Source organism: Klugiella xanthotipulae (genome assembly GCF_006716695.1).
In the GTDB taxonomy this organism is placed as follows: Bacteria; Actinomycetota; Actinomycetes; order Actinomycetales; family Microbacteriaceae; genus Klugiella; species Klugiella xanthotipulae.
In genome coordinates this window covers 1,107,134-1,129,034 of record NZ_VFPN01000001.1, presented here as the reverse complement: position 1 = coordinate 1,129,034, position 21,901 = coordinate 1,107,134, and the positions used below count along the sequence as shown (strand labels likewise).

General features: G+C 63.9%; 17 protein-coding genes and 1 tRNA gene. 10 read left to right on the top strand and 8 right to left on the bottom strand.

Features of this window, described 5'->3' with window-relative positions; genetic code table 11:
• The first annotated feature begins 33 nt into the window (after window positions 1-33).
• Window positions 34-107, top strand: a tRNA-Gly gene (locus FB466_RS05060).
• A gap of 500 nt (window positions 108-607) precedes the next feature.
• Here FB466_RS05060 and FB466_RS05055 read toward each other — a convergent pair.
• Both FB466_RS05055 and FB466_RS05050 read right to left on the bottom strand, forming a co-directional pair.
• Window positions 608-2,227, bottom strand: coding sequence for a leucine-rich repeat domain-containing protein (locus FB466_RS05055; RefSeq protein WP_170206032.1), 1,620 nt, complete (start codon window positions 2,225-2,227; stop codon window positions 608-610).
• A gap of 527 nt (window positions 2,228-2,754) precedes the next feature.
• Window positions 2,755-4,062 (bottom strand): serine hydrolase domain-containing protein, encoded by a 1,308-nt coding sequence (locus FB466_RS05050; RefSeq protein WP_141916368.1) that lies wholly within the window; start codon window positions 4,060-4,062, stop codon window positions 2,755-2,757.
• A 91-nt stretch (window positions 4,063-4,153) separates the two neighbouring features.
• Between FB466_RS05050 and FB466_RS05045 the strand changes: the two genes are divergently transcribed.
• Both FB466_RS05045 and FB466_RS05040 read left to right on the top strand, forming a co-directional pair.
• Window positions 4,154-4,450 carry a DUF2470 domain-containing protein gene (locus tag FB466_RS05045; protein ID WP_141916366.1) on the top strand — a complete coding sequence of 99 codons (297 nt, stop codon included), beginning with the start codon at window positions 4,154-4,156 and terminating at the stop codon, window positions 4,448-4,450.
• 80 nt (window positions 4,451-4,530) lie between these two features.
• A complete protein-coding gene (locus FB466_RS05040; protein WP_141916365.1) occupies window positions 4,531-5,184 on the top strand; it encodes a biliverdin-producing heme oxygenase in 654 nt (217 codons plus the stop codon).
• Here FB466_RS05040 and FB466_RS05035 read toward each other — a convergent pair.
• Window positions 5,181-6,503 carry an ATP-dependent DNA helicase gene (locus FB466_RS05035; RefSeq protein ID WP_141916363.1) on the bottom strand — a complete coding sequence of 441 codons (1,323 nt, stop codon included), beginning with the start codon at window positions 6,501-6,503 and terminating at the stop codon, window positions 5,181-5,183. The genes FB466_RS05040 and FB466_RS05035 overlap by 4 nt on opposite strands.
• Before the next feature lie 121 nt (window positions 6,504-6,624).
• Here FB466_RS05035 and FB466_RS05030 point away from each other — a divergent pair, with 121 nt between their 5' ends.
• Together FB466_RS05030 and FB466_RS05025 are read left to right on the top strand one after the other, a co-directional pair.
• Window positions 6,625-7,614, top strand: coding sequence for a DUF2804 domain-containing protein (locus FB466_RS05030; RefSeq protein ID WP_141916362.1), 990 nt, complete (start codon window positions 6,625-6,627; stop codon window positions 7,612-7,614).
• A gap of 52 nt (window positions 7,615-7,666) precedes the next feature.
• The gene (locus FB466_RS05025; protein WP_141916360.1) at window positions 7,667-8,035 is read left to right on the top strand and encodes a DUF6578 domain-containing protein; all 369 of its coding nucleotides are present in this window, start codon (window positions 7,667-7,669) and stop codon (window positions 8,033-8,035) included.
• Between the two features lie 313 nt (window positions 8,036-8,348).
• On the opposite strand, the gene FB466_RS05020 is transcribed toward FB466_RS05025, so the two are convergent.
• On the bottom strand, window positions 8,349-8,603 hold the full coding sequence (locus FB466_RS05020) for a hypothetical protein (RefSeq protein WP_141916358.1): 255 nt from the start codon (window positions 8,601-8,603) through the stop codon (window positions 8,349-8,351).
• A gap of 221 nt (window positions 8,604-8,824) precedes the next feature.
• Window positions 8,825-10,255, bottom strand: a complete 1,431-nt coding sequence (locus tag FB466_RS05015; protein WP_141916357.1) for an MFS transporter — start codon at window positions 10,253-10,255, stop codon at window positions 8,825-8,827.
• Window positions 10,256-10,373: 118 nt separating this feature from the next.
• On the opposite strand from FB466_RS05015, the gene FB466_RS05010 reads away from it, so the two are divergent.
• A complete protein-coding gene (locus FB466_RS05010; protein WP_170206031.1) occupies window positions 10,374-11,138 on the top strand; it encodes a methylenetetrahydrofolate reductase in 765 nt (254 codons plus the stop codon).
• A 236-nt stretch (window positions 11,139-11,374) separates the two neighbouring features.
• A complete protein-coding gene (locus FB466_RS05005) occupies window positions 11,375-12,289 on the top strand; it encodes an alpha/beta fold hydrolase (RefSeq protein WP_141916353.1) in 915 nt (304 codons plus the stop codon).
• A 212-nt stretch (window positions 12,290-12,501) separates the two neighbouring features.
• Here FB466_RS05005 and FB466_RS05000 read toward each other — a convergent pair whose 3' ends face one another.
• The gene (locus tag FB466_RS05000; protein ID WP_246054527.1) at window positions 12,502-12,798 is read right to left on the bottom strand and encodes a HipA domain-containing protein; all 297 of its coding nucleotides are present in this window, start codon (window positions 12,796-12,798) and stop codon (window positions 12,502-12,504) included.
• 217 nt (window positions 12,799-13,015) lie between these two features.
• On the opposite strand from FB466_RS05000, the gene lplAB reads away from it, so the two are divergent.
• Complete coding sequence (lplAB, locus tag FB466_RS04990) at window positions 13,016-14,065, top strand: lipoate-protein ligase LplAB (protein ID WP_141916349.1); 1,050 nt, start codon at window positions 13,016-13,018, stop codon at window positions 14,063-14,065.
• Here lplAB and FB466_RS04985 read toward each other — a convergent pair.
• Window positions 14,049-14,378, bottom strand: coding sequence for a GNAT family N-acetyltransferase (locus FB466_RS04985; protein ID WP_141916347.1), 330 nt, complete (start codon window positions 14,376-14,378; stop codon window positions 14,049-14,051). The genes lplAB and FB466_RS04985 overlap by 17 nt on opposite strands.
• Before the next feature lie 183 nt (window positions 14,379-14,561).
• Here FB466_RS04985 and FB466_RS04980 point away from each other — a divergent pair, with 183 nt between their 5' ends.
• Window positions 14,562-15,386, top strand: coding sequence for a DNA-methyltransferase (locus FB466_RS04980; RefSeq protein ID WP_211344775.1), 825 nt, complete (start codon window positions 14,562-14,564; stop codon window positions 15,384-15,386).
• 13 nt (window positions 15,387-15,399) lie between these two features.
• On the opposite strand, the gene FB466_RS04975 is transcribed toward FB466_RS04980, so the two are convergent.
• Entirely contained in the window at window positions 15,400-16,851 is a 1,452-nt protein-coding gene (locus tag FB466_RS04975) for a GH1 family beta-glucosidase (RefSeq protein ID WP_141916343.1), read from the bottom strand.
• Between the two features lie 287 nt (window positions 16,852-17,138).
• On the opposite strand from FB466_RS04975, the gene FB466_RS04970 reads away from it, so the two are divergent.
• Complete coding sequence (locus FB466_RS04970) at window positions 17,139-21,875, top strand: type VII secretion EssC family protein (RefSeq protein ID WP_246054554.1); 4,737 nt, start codon at window positions 17,139-17,141, stop codon at window positions 21,873-21,875.
• Window positions 21,876-21,901: the final 26 nt, after the last annotated feature.

Here is a 21,901-nt window from a genome sequence, read left to right as displayed (position 1 = left end):
AGGGTAGAGGATGTTCGGGCTGAGCCCGGATGCGCGAGTGTAGTTCAATGGTAGAACTTCAGCTTCCCAAGCTGATAGCGCGGGTTCGATTCCCGTCACTCGCTCCACGAAGAAGGCAGGATCGGCGGCGGGGGTTTCGGTCGGTTCGAGATATCCCCGTCCACGGTATCCGTGCGGTCGATCTGGGCGGTAGCCGGTTCCCCCGAGGGCGCTCCCCTGGACCCTGGGTTTTGCCTGGGTGTTTTCTCCACAGGGTGTGGGATTCTGATCGGAGGAACCTGGTGCCCCGGGGGAGATCTTGGGGTTCTCATCCCCGGAAAGTCAATGTTTTACCGGCATCTACCTGTTGATCCCCAGGTGTGGATAACTCTGTGGAGAGCCTGTTGAGGACGTGTGGAAAGAGCGACCGTGGACTGCACTGTTGAACGCCGCCGGAGCAGACCGCAACCGCACAAGATCGCAGCGACCGGGTCGAGGGGCAGACCTCCGAATCGTGATCTGGAGTGAACGAACCCCGCCACGCCGCCACGGCATTCTTCCACTAAAAATGGCGTGTTCTCGAGTCCCGACAAGGGTGGAGAACACGCCATTTCTGTGGGATTGTGCGTTAACTCGCGTCCTGTGCGTGTCGGCGCCGGGAGGCTGCGGCGATCATTACGCCGCCGACGAGGAGCGCCAGGATGGTTGCCGCGAGAACGCTAGAGAGGTCCTCATTACCGGTCGTGGAAAGTTGACCAGAACCGGCTGCCCCGGCGGGAACGGTTGGGTTATGTGGTGTGGCCGGTTTCTGGGGTTCAGCCGGGTTGATTGGATCGACCGGGTCCACGACGAGCGCTTCCGTCACGACGAACGTGTAGGCGCGGTCAATCATGTTGCCGTAGGCATCGGTGCGGCGGATATCCAACGTGAACGTGCCTTCCTCCGTCGGGGTTCCGGTGAGCGCGCCAGTGTCGCTGAGTGACAGCCCAGGGACCGATCCGTCAACGAAGGTGAATGGGCCGGTGACAAACGAGGCGTCCACGCTGAACTGGAACTGGTAGACGCTACCCAGGTTCATCTCGATGGAGTCGCCGTTGGTGAAGTCGGCGCGGCTGAGCGGGTACGTCAGGTTTGCCGAGTAGGTCGCGCCGGAGCCGGGCAGTGGGTCGCCGGAGACGGTCGCCGTCAGCCCCGTCGCATCGGCCGGAATGTCTGACCATACGGTGAGGCCTTCGGGCGTTGTGGCGGCATCGGTCGTGGTTGTGAGCACGACGCCGTCGAGCATCGTGAACGGTGCCGTTGTGGCCTCGGTCGTACGGTAGGTTGACTCCGTTTTGGATGCGACAACCGGTATGCCGGTGACCTGCTGGTTCAGGAATCCCACCTGACGAAGATTCGGCCAGGTGTCGAGCATCGACAGGTCGGCAACGCGAGCTCCGTTGACATTGACGACGGCGAGGTTGGGTAGGCCAGCGACGGGATGAAGATTCGAGATCTGCGTGTTTGGCGCGGAGAGCGCGTAGAGATTCACGAGTCCGCTCAGCGGGGTCACATCACTCACGGGGGTTTCTTGAAAATAGAGTGCCGTGAGCGCGGTGAGGTTCGTCACCGGTTCCAGGCTGGATACCTTCGTGCCGGCGAGTTCGATGCGCCAGATCAGTGGGTGATCACGTACCGGGCCCAGATCGGAAACCGATGTCCAATTGAGCTGGAGATAGTCAAGGATGGGCATCGTGGCAACGGGTGCGATATCCGAAATCTTGGTGCTACTGACGTTGAGCTGGCGGATATTCGCCAGGCCACGTAGCGGCTCGATGGTGGTAATTGCGTTCTTGCTCAGGTCCACAAGATCAAGATTCGTGGCATACTCAAGACCCGTCAGATCGGTGATGCCCGCATCCGTCACGTAGAGAGATCTCAGTTGACGGATGGCGCCACGCGTCAGCGTAGACGCGCCAACCTTTTGCAGGACGGCTGCCCGCAAGACGGGGTCGGGCATCGTGACCAGTTCGTTGTCGTCGGGCAAGAGTGCGCGGCCCGAGATTGCCGCGCGGGGGCTGTCTGGAAGCGGGATGAAGCCCGAATTAACTGACCCCACACCACCGTGGTTGATCGGGATATTGATGACCTGATCGGGCGAGGATGTGGCAGCGCTGGCAGGCTCCGCTTCAAGCGCAAGGCTAGCGGGAGCGCAGAGCGCCGCCGCAATTGCGGTGGCAGTGATGACTCTGAATGCGTGGAGTTTCATGTGGCCTTTCAATCGCAGCGCGACAGAAGTAGAGGGGACTGGATGTGCTGCTGACGTAGGAGTGCCCGTCATGTCATGCTGAAATAACGCATTAAACAATTGGCGATAAGCTCCGCTCCGCGGCAATTTTCCCTAAAGAATTACCGGCGCAGGCCAACTAACGCGCGCGGACTATCCCTAAAATAGTTCGCTCGCGTTGAGCACGTGAGAGCGTTCCCCTTCAGAACCGCTCTCTGTCACACCGCACAGACCCCCCTAAGAATACGTGCGGTCATCGCGATAGAGATCACGATGTGCCCATCGTAACAATGTTCATTGGGAAAGCAATGGTTTTTCCCGAAATCTTGAATGCCGCAAGTGTTCATTAGATAAAAAGTCAATTTCAACGGTGTGGCCGGTGACTCTATAAATGCAAATATGGTGTAGTCAATTTTCAGGCTCTCGACACGGTCATGAGCCACATAACCAGTTCGCTCGTGCAAAATTGCGATAATCCGCTGTGCCGTCGGTAGGCATCCGCTGTGATCTTACGGGGCGGGGCAGACCCGGTATGTCTCCATGGCGGCGGTCGTGTCGGCCTCGGTCCAGGTGACGGAGAAGGTCTCGCCGCCGTCCGTCTCGGCGATAATCGACGCAAGACGCAGGGCCAGCTGGGTGACAAAGTCGCTCTTCACGGCCGACGAGTTAATCACGACGGCAATGGTGAGTCCGCTCGTGGGATCGTGCAGCAGTGCCGTGGTGTATCCGGGGATGGAGCCGCTTTGACCGTAGAGCGGGCCGTTCTTGATGACGCCCAGGCCGGAACCGGTCAGGTCGGCTGCCGCCTGCTCCTCGGCGGTGAGAGGCACGGGGTTGCCCGTATCGTCCAGCTTGGGTGCCGTGAGGGGTGCCGTCTCGATGATGCTCGCCGTGCTGCCCTCGTTCAGGAGATTGCCGTCCATGTAACCGCTCGCAAAGCGCTGAAGGTCGGACAGGGTGGAGGTAACGCCGCCAGCCTGCGCCAGCATCGAGTTGGAGAGTTTCTCTATCGGGATCGGATTCGCGCAATCGGGCACACCGTCTTTCGGTACAATCGCGTAGCCGGGGAGGGAGTCCGTGGGCAGGGTGAGCTCGGATGCCTCCGGGTAGTTGGTGTGGCTCAGGCTCAGCGGGCCAAAAAGATACTTGTTGATCAGATTTTCCCAGCTGCTGTTCGCTGCCACCTCAAGAGCGCGGCCGAGCACAACCATGTTGGTGGAGCTCTTCGCGTAGAGGGTGCCGGGGGTGAGCGGATCGGGGCTCATCACGAGCCCGTTTGAGATGAGTTCTCCGGGGGGCCAGATACGCGTGGGGTTCTTGTCGAATTGTGCGCGGAGGCCCGGCTCAAAATCGCCGAGGCTGGAGGTGCCCTGGCAGAGTTGGCGGAGCGTGATTCCCGTGATCCCGGCCTGGTGGGCGAGGTAGTCGGCGGCTTTATCGTCGAGCCCGACAACGCCGTCATCAACCATAGCGAGCAGTACGGCGCATGTCATCATGCCGCTCACGTGGCCGACCCGGAAGGCCATATCGGTGGTCACCTCAGAGCCGCCCCCGGTCTCGGTGGTGCCGATTCCGGCCTCCCAGTTGCCGGCCCAGGGGGCCCATACGCCGACGAGGGCGCCGGAGGCACCCGCCGCTTGCATGGCTTCGGTCACTGCGGTCTGAAGGCGCTCGGTGGTGGTGTCGCTCAGGGCTTGGTCGCCCGGCCCGTCAAGGTTAAGTGCCCCGTCTTCGGTGCAGCCCGAGACGCCTAACAAGACCGCTATGACACCGGTTGCGGCAAGCGTGCGCAGAGTCTTAGACGAAAAAAAGCTCACGTCGCCCCCTCATAGGTTGAGTATCTGTAGTGAACTAATCCAGGAGTCTATCGCTTATGCTCCTGTGTATATGCCTACTACTGTGGTCATCATGACTGAATTTGACCCGGCGGTTGTTGCTGCCGTGCTGCGGCACATGAACGGTGAGCATAGCGAGGACAACCTTCTCATCGTGCGTGCGTTTGGTCGGCCCCAGGCCACCGAATCCGTCATGGTGGGGGTTGACGGCGCGGGTGGTATCTGGTCGGTGACCGATGGGACAGGGACCCAGGATGTTCGGGTCGCCTGGTCCCAGCCCATCACGGAGCGCTCTGACATTCGGCGCGAAATTGTCGCTCTCTACGAGGAGTCGTGTCGGCATCTGGGTGTGGTGCCCCGCGAAGCCTGAGGAATCGGTCCGGGAACTGTTATTTTTAAGTAAGGGTCGGCTAAGCTACGTTTCAATTCACTCAAACGTTGGAGGACACCGTGTCGAACGTCATCCCCTTCTCGCAGGCGCTGCGGGAGCGCACCACATCCAGCCACCGCGAGAGCGAGGGCGCAGCCTTCATGGACGACCTGGTTGCCGGTCGGGGTACGCGCGAAGACTACGTTTCGCTGGTTGCCCAGCACTTTTTCATCTATGAGGCGTTGGAGGCTGCTACCGAGCGGATGAAGAATGACCCGGTAGCCGCATCCTTCATCACCCCCAAGCTCACACGTTTGCCCGCGCTGCGTGCCGACCTGGCCTTCCTCCTGGGTGACGACTGGCGGGACCAGATTGTTCCGCTGCCCTCCACCGCCGCCTACGTGGCACGCCTCACCGAGGTGGCGGCCACCTGGAATGGCGGCTTTGTGGCCCACCATTACACGCGCTACCTGGGGGATCTCTCGGGTGGGCAGATCATCCGCACCCTGATTCAGCGCCAGTTTGGCTTCGAAACCAACGGTGTGGGCTTCTACCTTTTTGACGAGATCGCCAAGCCCAAAGAGTTTAAAGACACCTACAAGGAGCAGTTGGACGCTGTTGACTGGGATGAGGCCGAGCGCAACCGGGTCATCGACGAGGTGATGCGCGCCTACCGGTTCAACACCGAGGTGTTCAATGACCTGGCCCGCGCGAAGGCGGAGGCTGCCGCCTAGGTGTCGTGGGTCGCCGACCCGTCGGCGATATCTGCCGCCTGCACCCGTGAGGCCCGTGAGGCCGCCATAAACCGGCGCACATTGTCGTCAACCTTCACATCTCCCGGCCGCAGCGGCCGGGTGAGGTACAGGCCCTCAATGCTCGTGATGCGGCTGAGTGCCACATAGGTCTGCCCGGGGCTGAAGGCCCGCGTGCCCAGGTCGATGATGGCGCGCTCATACGTTTTACCCTGGGATTTGTGGATGGTGACGGCCCAGGCCAGCCGCAGCGGAAACTGGATGAACTCGGCCACGACATCCTTGGTCAGGGTTTTGGTCGCGGCCACATAGGTGTAGCGGTGTCGTTCCCAGCTGGCGGGCTCCACCTCGTGCAGTTCGCCCTCAACCTCCACCCACACATTGCCGTCGATGTGGTCAACCGTGCCGAGAGTGCCGTTGACCCAGCGCTGATCGGGGTCGTTGCGCAGGAACATCACCTGCGCGCCCGGTTTGAGCTCCAGGTTTTCGTCGGCCGGGTAGGCCCCCTTACGAAACTCGCCGTTGACCTCGGCCACGGCCTTGAGCGGGCGGCCCTTCAGCCGACCCAGCTCCTCGGCGTTGATGCGGTTCACAATCGCGTTGGTGGTGGCGAGTGTAATCACGCCGTCGGTGGGGGCTGGCCGCGCCCCGGCCGCATTGAGTTCGCCCGCCATCTCGGCCGTTACCACGCCGTGCCGCACGCCGTTGAGCAGCTGCTTGAAACGGTCATCCCGTTGCCGGTGAATCTCGGTGAGTTCGACGATGCTGAGGTGCGCCTCCTGCCAGACTTTCGCGTCGAAAAACCACAGCGAGCGGTACGTATCGGCGTAGTAGGCGCGCTCCTCCGGGTCGCTCGGTGGCACGGGTGGCAGCTGGTAAGGGTCACCGAACATGATCACCTGCACGCCGCCGAACGGCTCATGCCTGCGGCTGCGCGCCTGGCGCAGGGAGCGGTCGATGGCGTCCATCAGGTCGGCGTTGACCATCGAAACCTCGTCAATCACGAGGGTGTCGATGGCGTTGAGGAGCTTCTTCACCTCGGCGTTCTGGTCGATGGCGTGGTCGGCAATCACACCCGTGGGCAGGCGGAAGAGCGAGTGGATGGTCTGGCCCGCCACGTTCAGGGCGGCGACCCCCGTGGGCGCGCAGATCACGATCTGCTTACCCGTGTGCCAGGACAGGTGATTGAGCAGCGTGGATTTACCGGTTCCGGCGCGGCCGGTAACAAAGACGTGCTCGCGAGTGTTCTCGACCCGGTCGAAGACGATCTGCTGCTCGGGGCTCAGCGTGACCTCGGACATCCGCTCTCCTTGCGTCTCGTGCTGGCCCTGGACCCGATCAACTCTACCGACCCCCACGGCTCTCACGGCCAACAGTGGAGAAAACCTCGGGTCTCGCCGGTGCGGGGGTAGTCTGGCAGGTATGAGTTCGCCCCTCGCCGAGATTACCGATGCCGTTGACCTGTGTCTCACCAACGGCACGCTTAACCCGGGGGCGCGCGGATTCACCCGCCGCCCGCTGCACCGTACCAACCTCACGGGGTGGGGGCGCAACAAGCGGTGGGAGTACTGGGGTATCGTTACGCCGCGCTTTGTGCTGGGTCTCACGATCTCCAGCCTCGACTACGCGGCCGTGAACCAGTTCTACTTTCTTGACCGCGAGACGGGTGAGGAACGCGAGCTGGGCAGCACCGTTCCGTTGGGTCGCCGGGTGAATCTGCCGGATACGCTGCCACCGTTTACCGCCAACGCCACGAGTCGCAACGTGGTGCTGAGTTTTGCCGAGGGGGGCGACGGGACGGTTATCCGGGCATCCGTTGAGGGCATCGACCTCGATCTGAAGGCCGCACCCGGTGGGGACAGCCTGGGCGTTGTGGTGCCGTGGTCAACCAAACTCTTCCAATACACGCTCAAGGATGTGGCCCGCCCGGTCACGGGCACCCTCACGATCAACGGTGAGCGCCACGAACTGCCCGCCAAGACGAGCTGGGCGGTGCTTGACCGTGGGCGTGGCCGCTGGCCCTACTCGTCCACGTGGAACTGGGGCGCGGGCTCCGGTATGGTGCGCCGCAAGCGGGTGGGCCTCCAACTCGGCGGTGGCTGGACGGTGGGCACGGGCTCCACCGAGAACGCGATTTTTGTGGATGGCCACCTCGACTACATCCCGAACGAGCTGGGTTGGACCTTCAACGCGAGCGACTACACGCAGCCCTGGACGGTTGTGGGGGACCGGGTGAGCGTGACGCTGACCCCCTTCCACGTGCGCAACGCCTCGACCTCGGCGCTCGTGGTGTCCTCGGAGACGCATCAGGCGTTTGGCGAGTGGTCGGGCTGGGTGCGGCGGTCATCCGGTAAAGAGATTTCGGTGGACGGCCTGGTGGGCTGGGCCGAGGTGGCGGCAAATCGCTGGTAGCGAGAATCGTTGCCCCCGTTACTGTTGCTCGTGATCAGAAAGGGTGTGTGCGATGTTGGAGCGGATTCTGGTTGCGGGTTGGCAGCTTGACTGCTGTGGAGACGCTTTCGCGGTTGATGAGGTCATCACGTGGAGCACCACCGCAATGCTTCCTGAATGGTCCGCGTTGTACTCCGAGTTCGGGCAGCCTGTCGTGTGCGCGGAAGAGCACCATGATGACACGTCTACCACGATCACGGGGGTGATCCGCGCGATCCACGGGGTTAAGTGGCGGTACGAGGAGCGTGAGCAGCGAGTTGGCGGCTCGACCGGTCGGGTGCTCACTCCGATCCCCGGTACCGGAACGATCTTCCCCTGCGATGCCGTTTCGAGCAGCGGTGATTTCGCTGACTTTCTCGTAGACATCGAAACGCCTGAATAGCTGCTGCCCGCCGGAGTTCTTCGGGGTGCGTCGCGGTGTCAGATGCTTTCGGGTGCTCGTTGGTTCGTGAACGGGGGGATGGTGTCTCGCTGGGGGCAGAGCCTAGGGGATCTGACGCAGTGTTCGGCTTGTGGCAGGCAGTGTGGACCGGTCCTCGTCTTGTCCGCTGAATATATTCAGCACATGGTTGACGCATGCAGGCCACGACATCCGGACACCTCGTCGTCACCTCCTCCGACCTCTAACATGACTTTAAGTGTGTATTCCGCGAAGCTGAAAAGCACCGGTTGAAGTCACGCGACGTGACGGAGAATCACTCATGCTCACCACCACAGCAGAGCGAGACACTCACGAGGTCATTCTTACCGTCATCGCTCACCTGATTGTCGTCGCCCTTGACGAAGACCGGGGCCCTCTCGACGACCGACTTGCCGTTCACTACCCGTGGATCAAGCTGCCCAACGCAACCGAGCAAAGGCAGTGCGCGAAAGATATCATCGACACCGTACGAGCCGCGTTCGTCGTGGACGAGCCCCTCCACATTGTTGCCAAAAAGCAAACGAGACAACCCTGTCCCTCGACCAACCAGAAAAGGCGAATACACCCTGCACTATGCCAGCTGCGAAGCAACCGTTGGCTGGCGGAGTCTCAGCGCAACCAAGACGAACGCACTTCAGGGCGCGCGGGACGCTCTCACCGCAAACCTCATCCCAAACGACGTAAAGGTTTGGAACTGCGCGGCGGCAGGCCCGAACCTTCTCCGAAAAATCACATATTCAAGGTGATCCGCTAGACGAGCGTGTCCTGCCGATCCTTCACCGGGATCATGAGGGCGAGCCCGCCCGCAAGCACGATCGCGATGCCTAGGATGCCGTAGCGGGTGTCGTGTGTCACGGTCACAAACAGCGTGAACAGGGCCGGCGTGAGGAAGCTCACGGCCCGGCCCGTCGTGGCGTAGAGCCCAAAGATTTCGCCCTCGCGGCCCTCGGGGGTGATGCGAGCCAGGAAGCTGCGACTAGCCGATTGGATGGGTCCCACAAACAGGCAGAGCGCAAGTCCAGCGATCCAGAACCCGCTCTGGGCCGTGCCGATGAAGAGCACCACAACTGCCGCCGCCACGAGCCCGGCGAGCGACACGATGATGATGGTCTTGGCCCCCACCCTGTCGTCGAGGGAGCCGCCCACAAAGGTGCCGATGCCCGCCACGAGGTTCGCGGCTACGGCAAAGTAGAGCACCTCGGTGGCGCTGAAGTGGAACACATTGGCCGCGATAATCGCGCCAAAGGTAAACACCCCGGCCAGCCCGTCGCGGAAGATTGCGCTCGCCGCGAGAAAGAGCAGCGCCTGCGGCCGGTGTCGGTATAGGTCGCGGATGGTCTGTATCAGCACGCGATAGCTGCCCAGGAATCCCACCCGGTTGTCGCGACGATACCGCGGAATCTCGGGTACGGATACGAGTACCGGGATGGCGAACACGGCAAACCACACGGCCGAGGCCAGCACGGCCACGCGGATGTCGAGCGAACCGCCCGCCGCCCCCGTCGGCATCCCCAGGATGCCGCCCCCACCCGCGCCCACGTCGAGAATAAAAAACACCAGCAGGATGATGAGTAGCACGATGCCACCCACATAGCCGAGACCCCAACCGAATCCGGAGATCCGCCCGATGGTGCGGGGGGTGGACACCTGCACGAGCATGGCGTTGTAGTTGACGCTGGCAAACTCGAAGAAGATGTTACCCACCGCGAGCAGTGTGGCCCCCAGCACCAGAAACTCCTGACGCGGTTCGACAAAAAACATCGCCGCCATCGCGAGCACCACGAGGCCCGTGTTGACGCCCAGCCACAGTTTGCGCCGCCCCGAGCCGTCCGAGCGTTGGCCCAGCACGGGCGCAATCAGCGCGATGAGGATGCCCGCGATGGTCAACGCGATTGACACAACCGACGCGCTGTCTGCCCTGGCCGCCACGAGTGCGGGGTTGTTGGCGTCATCACCGGCGGCTGCCACGATGGCCGGGTCTACGAAGAGGCCACTGGCCAGGTAGGTGCTGAACACAAACGTGGTGACCACGGCGTTGAACGCGGCAGACCCCCAATCCCATAGGGCCCACGAGACCACACGGCGCCGGGGCGCGGGTGTGTTCCCGTCGAGGTGTGGTGACACCCGCAGCGCACCCGTGGATGCGGTGGGGGGTGCGGTCGGGTCTCCCGGTTCGCTCATGTGCTCAGGCTAGCGCGAGTATTCAGCGAATCGCCAGGGTTCGGGGGTAGTTGTGGAGATGAACAGTAGGGTTTTTCCCGGGCCGCATCACGCTGGCGCGACAACAAGATGGGATTATGTGCGCATCGAAATCATCCCCACCCCCGGTATCGTCGATCGGGTGGCCGTCACGTTTCCCGCCCACACGGATATTACCGTGACGTGTCTGCCCCAGCACGGCATCACCCCCACGGTACAGACCGCCATTGAGCTCGCGGGCCGCGATTTTACCGCCGTGCCCCATCTCGCTGCTCGCCAGGTGGGCAGCGAGGCGGTTCTGCATGACAGTTTGGACGCGTTTGCCGAGGCCGGTATCCGCACCCTTTTTATTGTGGGTGGCGATGGTCGCGGCACGGGCGGGCCCTATGCCGATGGTGGCGAGTTATTGGAGGCCGTGCGAGCACACAGCGGGGCCTTCTACGAACTGGGGGTGGCCGGGTATCCGGAGGGGCATCCGCACTTCGACGTGGCCGAGGGCATTGACCTGCTTCGGCGCAAACAGGTGCTGGCCGATTTTGCCGTCACCCAGATGTGCTTCACCCCGGATACCCTCGTCGCGTACCTGGGTGCCCTCCGCGCCGAGGGGGTGGCCCTGCCGATATGGCTGGGTGTGCCGGGCCGCGTGCGTCTCCACCGGCTCCTGGCGGTTGCCGCCCGGATCGGGGTGGGGGCTTCGCTGTCGTTTGCGCGGAAGGGGTCAACTCGTCAGTTGCTGCGGGGTGGCCACTTTGATAGCGACGCGTTTATTGCTCGGGTCGAGGCGGAAACGGACCAACCGGAGAGGTTTTTTTCGGGCCTCCATTTTTACAGCTTTAATGACCTGGACAGTGTGAAATTGCGCTGATTCCACAGGTTATCCACATCTGTGGAGGTTATCCCCAGATTGTGCACAGGCTTGTGCACAAAGTTCCCACAGGCTTATCCACAATCTGTGGAAAGGTGTTGTGAGGAACTTTCCGAGGTGATATACAGGGTGATCTGAGCTGTTGTCTGATAAAAAAAGTTGACGAATTCGGGTAGCTGCGTATTATTTACTGGCAAAATCCCCCGCGTGGTGAAACGCCGTGACACACTATCCACATGCCTCGCTATCTGGACGACTACGGTGTGCCGATAACCTACAACGAGTGGTTGGTGGCGGCACCCCGGGCCGTCATCCAGATCGTCCACGGGATCGGCGAACACGCTGGTCGCTACACCGAACTGGCCGGTGTGCTGAACGCCGCCGGATACTCCGTGGTCGCGGACGACCACCGAGGCCACGGAGCCACCGGAATTGATCAGTACGGCGGTGATACCTCGCGGCTGGGCCACCTGGGGGTGGGCGGGCTGCGGGCCACCGAGAAGGCGATTCGCCGACTCGGCACGCTCATCCGCATCGCCCACCCGGGTGTGCCCGTTGTCTACCTCGGACACTCCTGGGGGTCACTGATGGGCCAGCGGCTGCTCAACGCTCACCCCGAGGACTACGACGCCGTGGTGTTCACGGGTAGCGCCTACCGGATGCCCGGCTTTCTGGAGGCCGGCCCCCTGAACAAGCGCTACGCGCACCTGGGGGACACGGGTTTCGAGTGGCTCAGCCGCGACCCGGAGGTGCACCACGCGTTTGTTGCCGATCCGCTCACCTTCGAGGCCAACATCCTTCGCCTCTTTGGGCTGCGGGATGCGCTGCGGCTTTTTGGTCGCCCCCGACGCGCCCTCGCGGCGAACCCGCCCCTGCTCCTGATGGCCGGTGACGACGATCCGGTGGGCGGCGAAAAATCGGTTGAGCGCCTGGCGCACGAGTACGTGCGGCGCAGTGGGCTCACGGAGGTCACGGCCATTATTTACGAGGGGGCCCGGCACGAGATCTTTAATGAAACCAACCGCGACGAGGTCTACGCCGACCTGGTGGAGTGGTTGAACCTGAATCTACCGATCTACGAGGCGACACTACGCAAGTGCACATCGCCACAGACTTCGGTATCTCACAGTGAGCCCTCACCGCGTGGCTGAGGCAACACGCCGCAGGCACACCCGGCACCGACGCCCCGGCATCGGTAGCGAAGTCTGCTGCGGAAAAAGACGTCCGGCACGAACGTGCTGCTGCGAAGAAACGCATCGTGTTATTGGAGCAAGAAGCTGAAAGTACGCGCACTAAAACTTGATCACACCCCACCCCCCTACCTGATCGGTGGATTCAGGCTGTGCAGCGCACCCCCTGGCGTTTAACGTCGCCGCGAAGACACCCCAACCGCTTCAACCCGCGGCGAGATGGACTCCGCCATCACGCGAACCTCTCGCTCCGAGACACCGCTGCGGCGCGCGACCGCCTGCCATTCAGACATTGACACTGCAACACGGCCCATGATCCCTTTCGCCTGGGCCGGGGTCAGGCCGCAGTCCTCGGCCAGGGCAAGCAGCCCCTCAACCTCATCAGGAAAAGCGTCAGCTCCAGCGATTGATGTGGACCTCGTCCGGTATAGATCGGGGGTCGGGTTGACGTCGAACGCCGGGCTGAGCATCCAAGAGCCATGAGACGAAAGAAAGCCATGATTACGCACATGGTCATCCGTGTGCCGAGGGACACCCCAGAACTGCCCGTTTCCAGCTTCCGCAGGGTGGCGCGAGTGATCCATGCTCGTTCAGCGACCTGCTGGGCAGTAAACCCCAGCACCATCCGCCATCCGTGCACGTGCTCGCCAAACTCTGCGGCCTGACGGTGGGATTAGGCTGGTGTCCATGCACGGTGAATATAAGGTCCCTGGCGGAAAACTGGTCGTCGTCGATCTTGAGGTGGTGGAGGGCGCGCTCCACCACGTGAGGGTGGCCGGGGATTTCTTCCTCGAACCGGACAGCGCCCTCGACGACATCAACAACTCTCTCAACGGCCTCCCCCGAGAAACGGACGCCGAACAGATGGCCCGCGCTGTGCGAGATGCTCTCCCACACGATGCCCAACTGCTCGGGTTTAGCCCCGAGGCTGTGGCGACGACCGTGCGCCGTGCGCTGGCCAAGGCCACGAGTTGGCGTGAATACAACTGGCAGATCATCCACGGGGAGCCCCAACCGCCGGCCGTGCAGCTCGCCCTCGACGAGGTGCTCACCAACGCGGTGGGTGACGGCAGCCGTCAGCCCACGCTGCGCATCTGGGAGTGGGCCAGTCCCGCCATCATCATCGGCAGTTTCCAATCTCTGCGCAACGAGGTAGACCGGGAGCAGGCGGAGGCTCACGGGGTGACCGTTGTGCGCCGTATCTCCGGTGGCGGTGCTATGTTCGTCGAGCCCGAATCGGCGATCACCTACTCCCTCTACGTGCCCGGCGACCTCGTGCACGGTCTCAGCTTCGCCGACTCCTACGCCTTTCTCGACGAGTGGGTATTGGAGGCTCTCCGCTCGCTCGGTATCGACGCGGCCTACAAACCGCTCAACGACATCACAAGCCCGGACGGTAAAATCGGCGGGGCCGCGCAGAAGCGGCTGGGCTCGGGGGCGGTGCTACACCACGTCACGATGAGTTACGACATGGACGCCGACACGATGGTGAAGGTGCTGCGTATCGGGCGAGAGAAGCTGAGCGACAAGGGCACGGCCAGCGCACAGAAGCGGGTGGATCCGCTGCGCAGTCAAACCGGGTTGAGTCGGCAGGAGATTATCGCCCGGATGATCGAGACCTTCACGACCCTGTATGGGGGTACCGAGTCCCGGATCACCCCCGACGAGTACGATGAGGCCGCGCGCCTTGCCGCCGAGAAATTCTCGACCGAAGCGTGGCTTAACCGCGTTCCGTAGACGAGCTGTCCGTGGGGTGCCGGGTGAGCAGATCTCGTTCGTCAGGATGGGCGGCGAACCAGTCAACCACAAACGAGCACTCGGGGACCACGCGGAACTCGGTGCGCTCGCGGATATCCGCGATCATCGCGGTGATGAGTTGATCGCCCAGCCCCCGGCCGCGTAGCGCGGGGTCAACGAGCGTGTGGGTCGCACGGATGTCCGAGCCCGTTAGGGTGTAGGCGGCCTCGCCACGCACTACGTTGTTGACCACGAGAACGTAGCGTGACGACTCCGGCTCGTGCTGGACGGCGACATCCGAGTGCTCTGTCATGTGGACTCCCTCGCGTTTTCATCAAGACTACGTCTCGTGCTTCTCCCCTGCTACTGCCAGAATGGGCAGGTGAAGACTACTGAGGGCCTTGCCGATCACCGCGGGGAGCGGGTTGATGCGGAGGCGCCTGCCGAAGCTACCGCGGTATCTGCCGAGCCGGAGCGCCTAGCGGGACACAGCCGGGTGCTGGTGGGTGACAATTTACCGGCCCTCCGTGCGCTGCCTGATGAGAGCATCACACTGATCTATGTGGACCCTCCCTTTAATACCGGGCGGGTGCAAACCCGGCAGCAGACCACTGCCGTCCGCGCTCCGGGGGCAGGGACGGGTACCGTGAGCGGGTTTAAGGGGCTGAGCTACGAGCGCATCCGTGGTGCGCTGCGCAGCTATGACGACAGCTTTGACGACTATTGGGGATTTTTGGAGCCGCGTTTGGTGGAGGCCTGGCGCCTCCTTGCCACTGACGGCACGCTCTACCTGCACCTCGATTACCGTGAGTCTCACTACGCCAAGGTGCTGTTGGATGCCCTATTCGGCCGCGAATGTTTTCTGAACGAGATTATCTGGGCGTACGACTACGGGGCCAAGTCGAAGTCACGTTGGCCAACCAAGCACGACACAATCCTGGTCTATGTGAAGGACCCCGACGCCTACTACTTCGATTCGACCACGGTTGACCGCGAGCCGTATATGGCCCCCGGCCTGGTCACGAAGGAGAAGGTCCGGCGGGGAAAGTTGCCCACCGATGTCTGGTGGCACACCATCGTCTCGCCCACGGGTAAGGAAAAAACGGGATACCCCACCCAGAAGCCGGAGGGGATCCTTCGCCGCATCATCCAGGCGTCAAGCCGCCCAGATGATTGGGTGCTTGACTTCTTTGCGGGCAGCGGCACGACCGGGGCAGTCGCGGCGCGGCTGGGTCGGCGTTTCCTGCTGATGGATCAGAACCCTGAGGCGATTGACGTGATGCGCGCGCGGCTGCCCGAGGGGACAGAGTTTGTGGCCTAAGCGCGGTGCCTGGTCACCTGATTTCTGAGGATTCTCCGCGGAGCACCCCGCTCCGCGCGAGCCGCGAGTACCACAGTGCGCTGTCTTTAGGCGTGCGCACGAGGGTGTCGTAGTTGACGTGCACAATACCGAAGCGCTTGGAGTAGCCAAAGCTCCACTCAAAGTTGTCGAGCAGCGACCAAACCTGGTACCCGGTGAGGTTGACACCCCGCTCAATGGCCCGGTGGGCTGCCGCGAGATGGCGGCGCAGATAGTCGATCCTGGCGGGGTCGTGCACGCTGCCATCCGCACTCATAACGTCGTTGTAGGCGGCACCATTCTCGGTAATCATGAGGGGCTGGGCTGGCCACTCGTTGCCGATAGCGAGGAGTAACTCTTCAAGGCCGGACGGGTCAACCGTCCAGCCCATCGCCGTGTGCGGGCCGCCCTGGTCCAGGAACTCGACGTGATCCAGGCCGGGCCAGGCGGTACCCGGGGTGCGGGGTGCGCCGTCAGCCGACTGCTTGGTGCCGACCCCGTCCCACTCGCGTACTCGCTGGGGGGTGTAGTAGTTCACGCCCAGCACATCGAGCGGTTGGCGGATGAGTGAGGCGTCGCCCGCCGTGACGAACGACCAATCGGTCAGGTGGCCCGTGGCCTCCAGCACCCACTCCGGATAGTGCCCGTTGAGGAGGGGGTCAAGAAAGAGGCGGTTCGCCACGCCATCCGCGAGCCGGGCCGCCGCGACATCCGCAGCGGAGCTGGGGTTGTCGGGGCGGATGAGGTGCAGGTTGAGGGTGATCGAATACTGGGGGTTGTTCGTGACAACCTCACGTAGGGCGGTAATGGCGAGGCCGTGTGCCAGGTTGAGGTGGTGGACGGCACGGAACGCGGAGTCGGCATCCGCGATTCCTGGGGCGTGACCGCCCGAGCCGTAGCCGAGATAGGCGGTGCACCAGGGCTCGTTGAGGGTGGTCCAGACAGCGACGCGGTCGCCGAGTTCGCGACCCACAAGGCGGGCGTAATCGGCGAAGGCTTCGGCGGTGGCTCGGTTGGTCCAGCCGCCCTCATCCTCGAGGGCCTGGGGGAGATCCCAGTGGTAGAGCGTGGCGATGGGTGTGATCCCGCGAGCGAGGAGCCCGTCCACGAGCCGCGAGTAGAAGGCGAGGCCCGCAGGGTTGACCGCTCCTCTCCCGGTCGGTTGCACGCGCGGCCACGAGATCGAGAACCGGTAGGCGTGCAGGCCCAGTGTGACCATCAGGTCGAGGTCCTCCTCCACGCGGTGATAGTGATCGCAGGCGATATCTCCGGTATCGCCATTCCAGACGTTGCCGGGTGTGTGGCTGAACGTGTCCCAGATGGAGGGGCCACGGCCATCCTCGGCCGCCGCTCCCTCGATCTGGTATGCGGCCGTGGCCGACCCGAAGAGAAACCCGGGTGGAAAGGTGAGGTCGGAATCCTGGTCGTCGTCGGTAGAGAGTGCCATGCGCGGTCGGTGCCTTTCTCGGGTGCTGTCTGTGTGGGATGTTGTCTCACTGTAATCGTTAGCCTGAGCGCCGTACAGGGGTGCTCGTCAGTCTGTGGATACAGAGGTTAAGTGGCGGGCCGGGGGAGGAGATTGGCGACTCGGAATCGCGGAAAAGGGTAATTGAGAAGGAGCTGTGTACAACCGAGTGTTTATCCACATTGACGCACGGCTCCTGCGGGGCGACAGATTCTTCCGCGTAGCTTTTTCCTCACGGGGGCCGAAGATACAGGAGAACTGACGTGAAGATGATGCTCATCGTGAGCGGTGGTACGGGGTCGGATTGCCCCGTGGAGCTGACCGCCGACGCCACTGCGCGGGTTGCCGACGTCGCCCGCCTGCTCATCCTGGGCCACCCCGAGGGGAATCCACTCGCCGAGGTTGCCCTGGCCGATGCGGTCCCGCTCACCCTCCGCGTGCGGCGCCCCGGTGAGACGACGGTGTGGGCGCTTGACCCGGCCTCCCCTCTGGAGCGCTCGGGGGTGCGCTCTGGATGCTGGGTACAGCCCATCCCAGAGGGGGAGCACCACCCCGGGGACACGCTGCTGCTGCCGCCCCTCGGTCGCGTCGAAGTGTTGAATGGGCCGCAGGCGGGGGTTCGCTTCAGCGTCATTGAGGGCAGCAATAGCATTGGGCGGGATGCGAGCGCACGCATCCGGCTGCGCAGTGAGAGCGTCTCGCGTCGGCACGCGGTGATCGAGGCTGACTCCTCAATGACGGTGCGGGACGCGGGCTCGGTTAACGGCATTACGGTTGACGGGTGGCGCGTCACCGAGGCCGAACTGGCCGGCGCGCACATTATCCGTCTGGGGGATATCTCCCTCTCGTGCACCCCGGTTCACGCGAGGTCCCGTGGGGCGGGGGAGAGAGAACGTGCGGCCACGGTAGCGTGTGTGCGCTCGCCGCGCACGGATATTGCTGCCGAATCCGTCGCGGTTGACCTGCCTCGACCGCCCGCAGCTGTCACTCCGCAGCGCGTGCCTCTCGTGGCTGTGCTCGCCCCCGTACTGATGGGTGGTGCCCTCTTTGCGCTCACCAGCGCGCCCATGAGTCTCATCTTTGTGGCCCTCTCGCCCGTCGTACTGGTCGCTACCTGGCTCGATACCCGTCTCACCGCCCGCCGGGTCTGGCGCACCCGGATGAAGCGGTTCTGGACGGATTTGGGGGAGGCCAGCGCTACCCTCGCCGCCGCCAGGCGGGCGGAGCTGGCCGCGCGCGATCGTGCCTGCCTCGGGGGCGAATCCGCGGCTCTCGCCATCGCGGATCGCACCTCCGCGGTCTGGAGTCGGGAGCCACAGGAGGACGTCTTCCTGCGTCTCCGGCTGGGGATGGGCGAACTCGCCAGTGACACCCGCGTGCACAGTCCCGCACGCGGTGAGGAGCGCGACGGCGCGTGGGACGAGGTGGATGCGGTGGCCCGGGAATTCCGCACGATCACCCCCGTTCCCGTGACCGAGCTCCTGGGACAGTGCGGGTCGCTCGGCATCACGGGCGACCCGCGCGCTGCGGCCGACCTCTTGCGGTCGGTTGTTCTGCAGCTGGCCGGGCTTCACTCCCCAGCCGAATTGGTGCTGGCCGGGGTCGGGATGCACTGGGGGCGGGGAGCGGAGTTGTGCGTAATCGAACCCGCTGAGTGGCTGCCGTGGCTGGAATGGCTGCCGCACGCCGACTCCGCTCGGCGGTTGCTCCGCGCCCGCCCAGTTGCCGGTGATGCTGACTCCGTTGCCGAGCTTGTGGCCGGTCTTGAGGCATGTGTCGCCGCGCGCATGGCTGCGGATCGGTCGCGAGAAAGACGGCCGGCCGTTGTCGTCGTGGTTGCCTCGGTGACGCCCGCGGAATGTGGTCGCCTGGTGGCGGTTGCTGAGCGGGGGGCCGGGGTCGGTATCCACCTGATCTGGGTCGCCCCATCGGTTGACTGCCTTCCCGCTGCCTGCCGCACCTACGTGGAGGTGGCTGGCGAGGGTGGGTCGGTGACCTACGGAAAAACTCGGCGGCGGGTGCCGCTCGTCTCGGTGGAGGCGCTGGCAGGTCCCCAGTTTGAGGTAGCGGTGCGGCGATTAGCTCCGCTGGTGGAGGTGGGGTCACGGGAAGCCGCTGTGGCGGCGGCGCTCCCCCGTGCGGTAGCTCTTCGAGAGTTGTTGGCGGCGGATACTCCTACCGGTGCGGACGCTGACTGGATCATAGCTTCCTGGGCTCGCCCCTCGGCTGGGCTCGGGGCTATCGTGGGGGTGGGTTCGGCCGGGCCATTTGGTCTCGATCTTCGCAGCCAGGGCCCCCACGCGCTTGTGGGTGGCACGACCGGCTCGGGTAAGAGCGAGTTTCTGCAAACGTGGATCATGAGCCTCGCGGCCCGACACGGCCCCGACCGGCTTACCTTCCTCCTCATCGACTATAAAGGGGGCACAGCATTTGCCGAGTGCACATCGCTGCCGCACACGGTGGGGCTGGTGACGGACCTCACACCACAGCTGGTACAGCGGGCGTTGACGTCGCTGAGTGCTGAGCTGCGGTACCGAGAGCGGCTTCTCGCTGAGGCCGGGGCGAAAGACCTTCCCGATCTCGAGTCCCGCAACAACGGTGTTGCCCCGCCCGCCCTCGTCATCGTCGTTGATGAGCTTGCGGCCCTCGCCCGGGAGGTGCCCGAGTTTCTGGAGGGGCTCGTTGATATCGCTCAGCGTGGCCGGTCTCTCGGCCTGCACCTCGTTCTGGCCACTCAGCGTCCGGCCGGTGTGGTTACTGATAACCTGCGCGCCAACATCACCCTCAGGGTTGCCCTACGAGTGGCCGATGAGCGGGATAGCCTCGATGTCGTGGGCGTTCGGGATGCCGCTCATATCGCAGGCGATACCCCCGGTCGCGCCGTGGTCGCGGTGGGTTCTGCACCGATTGCTCACCTTCAGACCGCGTATGTCGGTGGCCGCGCGGTCGGCCCCGCCGCGCGTCCGGCCGTGGCAGTCCGTGAGCTAGGCCTCGGACCGGGCCACCCGTGGTGTGCCCCGGATCCGGCCGCAGATGACCCGCCCGGAGCACCCGGCCCCCGTGATATCGAGCGGTTACGGGATGCCATTGTCTGCGCTGCCCAGAGGACCGGTGCCCTCGTGCCGCGCCGCGTCTGGTGTGATGCTCTGCCCGACATCCTGGCCCTTGAAGGTCTCCCCACCGATGCCAGGGGAGTCCCGCTGGGCCTGGCCGATTACCCTGCCGAGCAGAGGCAGTCAGTTTTCACTATTCGGCTGGACGAGGTGGGCAACGTGGCTGTTATGGGCACCGGGGGTAGTGGGAAAACCACCGCACTGCGTTCGTGTGCTGCGGCCCTGAGCGTAGATGTCGCCGCGGATCCCGTGCATATATATGCGCTGGACTATGCGGGTGGGGCGCTCGCTGCGCTTGCTGCCCTGCCGACGGTGGGGGCTGTTGTGACGGCGGATGACGATGAGGGCACGCGTCGTCTCCTCCGTCAACTTGCGACGATTATTGACGACCGGGCTGCCCAGTTCTCGACCTGTCATGCAGCCTCGTTGTCCGAATACCGTCGGAGACCGGGACAGTCAGGCGAACCGCGGATTGTGCTGCTGATTGACGGGTTCTTGCCTCTGTGGGAAGCCGCTGAGGCCGAGGGTGTTTCGTGCGATCTCCTGCGGACGGTAATGGCCGAGGGGCGGGCGGTGGGTGTGCATGTGATGCTCACGGCTGACCGGGCCGGAGGTATCCCGAGCCCCCTGTTGGCGACGATTCAGCAGCGGATTGTGCTCCGTTTGGCTTCGGAAGGGGAGTACCTGACCGTGGGCGTTACCGCCCTGGCTGGTGAGAACGTTCCGCCCGGTCGTGCCCGGTCGCTGGGCGCATCGCCCGGGGTGGAGGTGCAGATCGGGGTCTACGGCGGGCAGTGTGGCTCCGCGGAACAGGCCGGGGCGCTTCGGGAGTTGGGTGCGCGACTGCATACCCACGGGATATCTGCGGCCCCGCCCGTTCCGCGGATGCCTGAGAGGATCCCGCTGGAGTCGTTGCCGGCACGGGGGAGCGGCCGGGCCACGATCGGCTTGACGTCTGAGTCGCTGCAGCCCATCAGTCTCCCGACAACCGGAGTGTGCGTGGTGGCCGGGCCTCCTGCCTCCGGGCGCACGACCACGATCGCCTGCGTGCTTGCGGCTATGGCGTGCACGCGGGTGCTGTCCGCGGTGCGGCTGTCTGCGACTCGGGGGGAGGGAAGCTCGGTGTGGCGTTGGGTCGCTTCGGCTGAGGGCCCGGAGGAGCTCACCGAACTGGCCGATGCGCTGTGCGCTCGTCTCGGCCACACCCCTGCCTCGCCGGTCGATTCGACGTTACCCGGGTGGTTGCTCACGGAGGCCTCTCCCGCACCCGCCACCGTTGCTCTTCCCCTCGAGTGGCCGCCCCGGGGTACCACCGGAGTCATCGTGATTGACGATGTCGGTGAGTGCGAGGGGAGCGGGGCGGAGGCCTCCCTTGCCGCGCTCCTGCGCGTTGCGCGCCGGGCGGGAGTGTGTGTGCTGGTGGAGTGCGATCCCGCAACTGCGGCGGGGGCCTGGCAGGTGTATGCGGAGTTGCGCGCTGCGCGTACCGGAATCGTGCTTCAGCCCGATGATGCCGACGGTCCCGGCCCTCTCCGGGCAACGCTACCTCGCTCCCGTCGTCGCGATTACTCCCCGGGCAGCGGGTTTTTGGTGGATGCCGGGCGGGTCACGCGGATCCAGGTCGCTGTTCCGTCCGTCCGCCCCTGTGAATCCGCCGTGAGCGTGAGGGGTGGGGAACGGGACGTAGCGGGGTGGGTGGAGCGGCCGGATGTTGCGGTGTCGGTGGTCCGCGATATTGTCGATCCGGCCCCAATTTCCTGGGTCACACCCGAGTTTTCGCCGAGGAGTGCCGGATCTCCTGCACTACGGAGCCTGGTCGATATTGGCGACGAGTGGGATTACGCCCGTGCGGGGACTTTCGTCGCGACAGAACATAAACTTGAGTCGAAGTGACTCAAGTTTATTGACAAGCGAGGAGG

What these genes read in the sequence shown, in the direction of transcription:
- FB466_RS05025 (WP_141916360.1), top strand. Translation starts at nt 7,667, where the DNA reads ATGTTGGAGCGGATTCTGGTTGCGGGTTGGCAGCTTGACTGCTGTGGA.
- FB466_RS05015 (WP_141916357.1), bottom strand. Translation starts at nt 10,255, where the DNA reads ATGAGCGAACCGGGAGACCCGACCGCACCCCCCACCGCATCCACGGGT.
- FB466_RS05005 (WP_141916353.1), top strand. Translation starts at nt 11,375, where the DNA reads ATGCCTCGCTATCTGGACGACTACGGTGTGCCGATAACCTACAACGAG.
- FB466_RS05045 (WP_141916366.1), top strand. Translation starts at nt 4,154, where the DNA reads ATGACTGAATTTGACCCGGCGGTTGTTGCTGCCGTGCTGCGGCACATG.
- FB466_RS04975 (WP_141916343.1), bottom strand. Translation starts at nt 16,851, where the DNA reads ATGGCACTCTCTACCGACGACGACCAGGATTCCGACCTCACCTTTCCA.
- FB466_RS05035 (WP_141916363.1), bottom strand. Translation starts at nt 6,503, where the DNA reads ATGTCCGAGGTCACGCTGAGCCCCGAGCAGCAGATCGTCTTCGACCGG.
- lplAB (WP_141916349.1), top strand. Translation starts at nt 13,016, where the DNA reads ATGCACGGTGAATATAAGGTCCCTGGCGGAAAACTGGTCGTCGTCGAT.
- FB466_RS04970 (WP_246054554.1), top strand. Translation starts at nt 17,139, where the DNA reads ATGATGCTCATCGTGAGCGGTGGTACGGGGTCGGATTGCCCCGTGGAG.
- FB466_RS04985 (WP_141916347.1), bottom strand. Translation starts at nt 14,378, where the DNA reads ATGACAGAGCACTCGGATGTCGCCGTCCAGCACGAGCCGGAGTCGTCA.
- FB466_RS05030 (WP_141916362.1), top strand. Translation starts at nt 6,625, where the DNA reads ATGAGTTCGCCCCTCGCCGAGATTACCGATGCCGTTGACCTGTGTCTC.
- FB466_RS05000 (WP_246054527.1), bottom strand. Translation starts at nt 12,798, where the DNA reads ATGCTCAGCCCGGCGTTCGACGTCAACCCGACCCCCGATCTATACCGG.
- FB466_RS05055 (WP_170206032.1), bottom strand. Translation starts at nt 2,227, where the DNA reads ATGAAACTCCACGCATTCAGAGTCATCACTGCCACCGCAATTGCGGCG.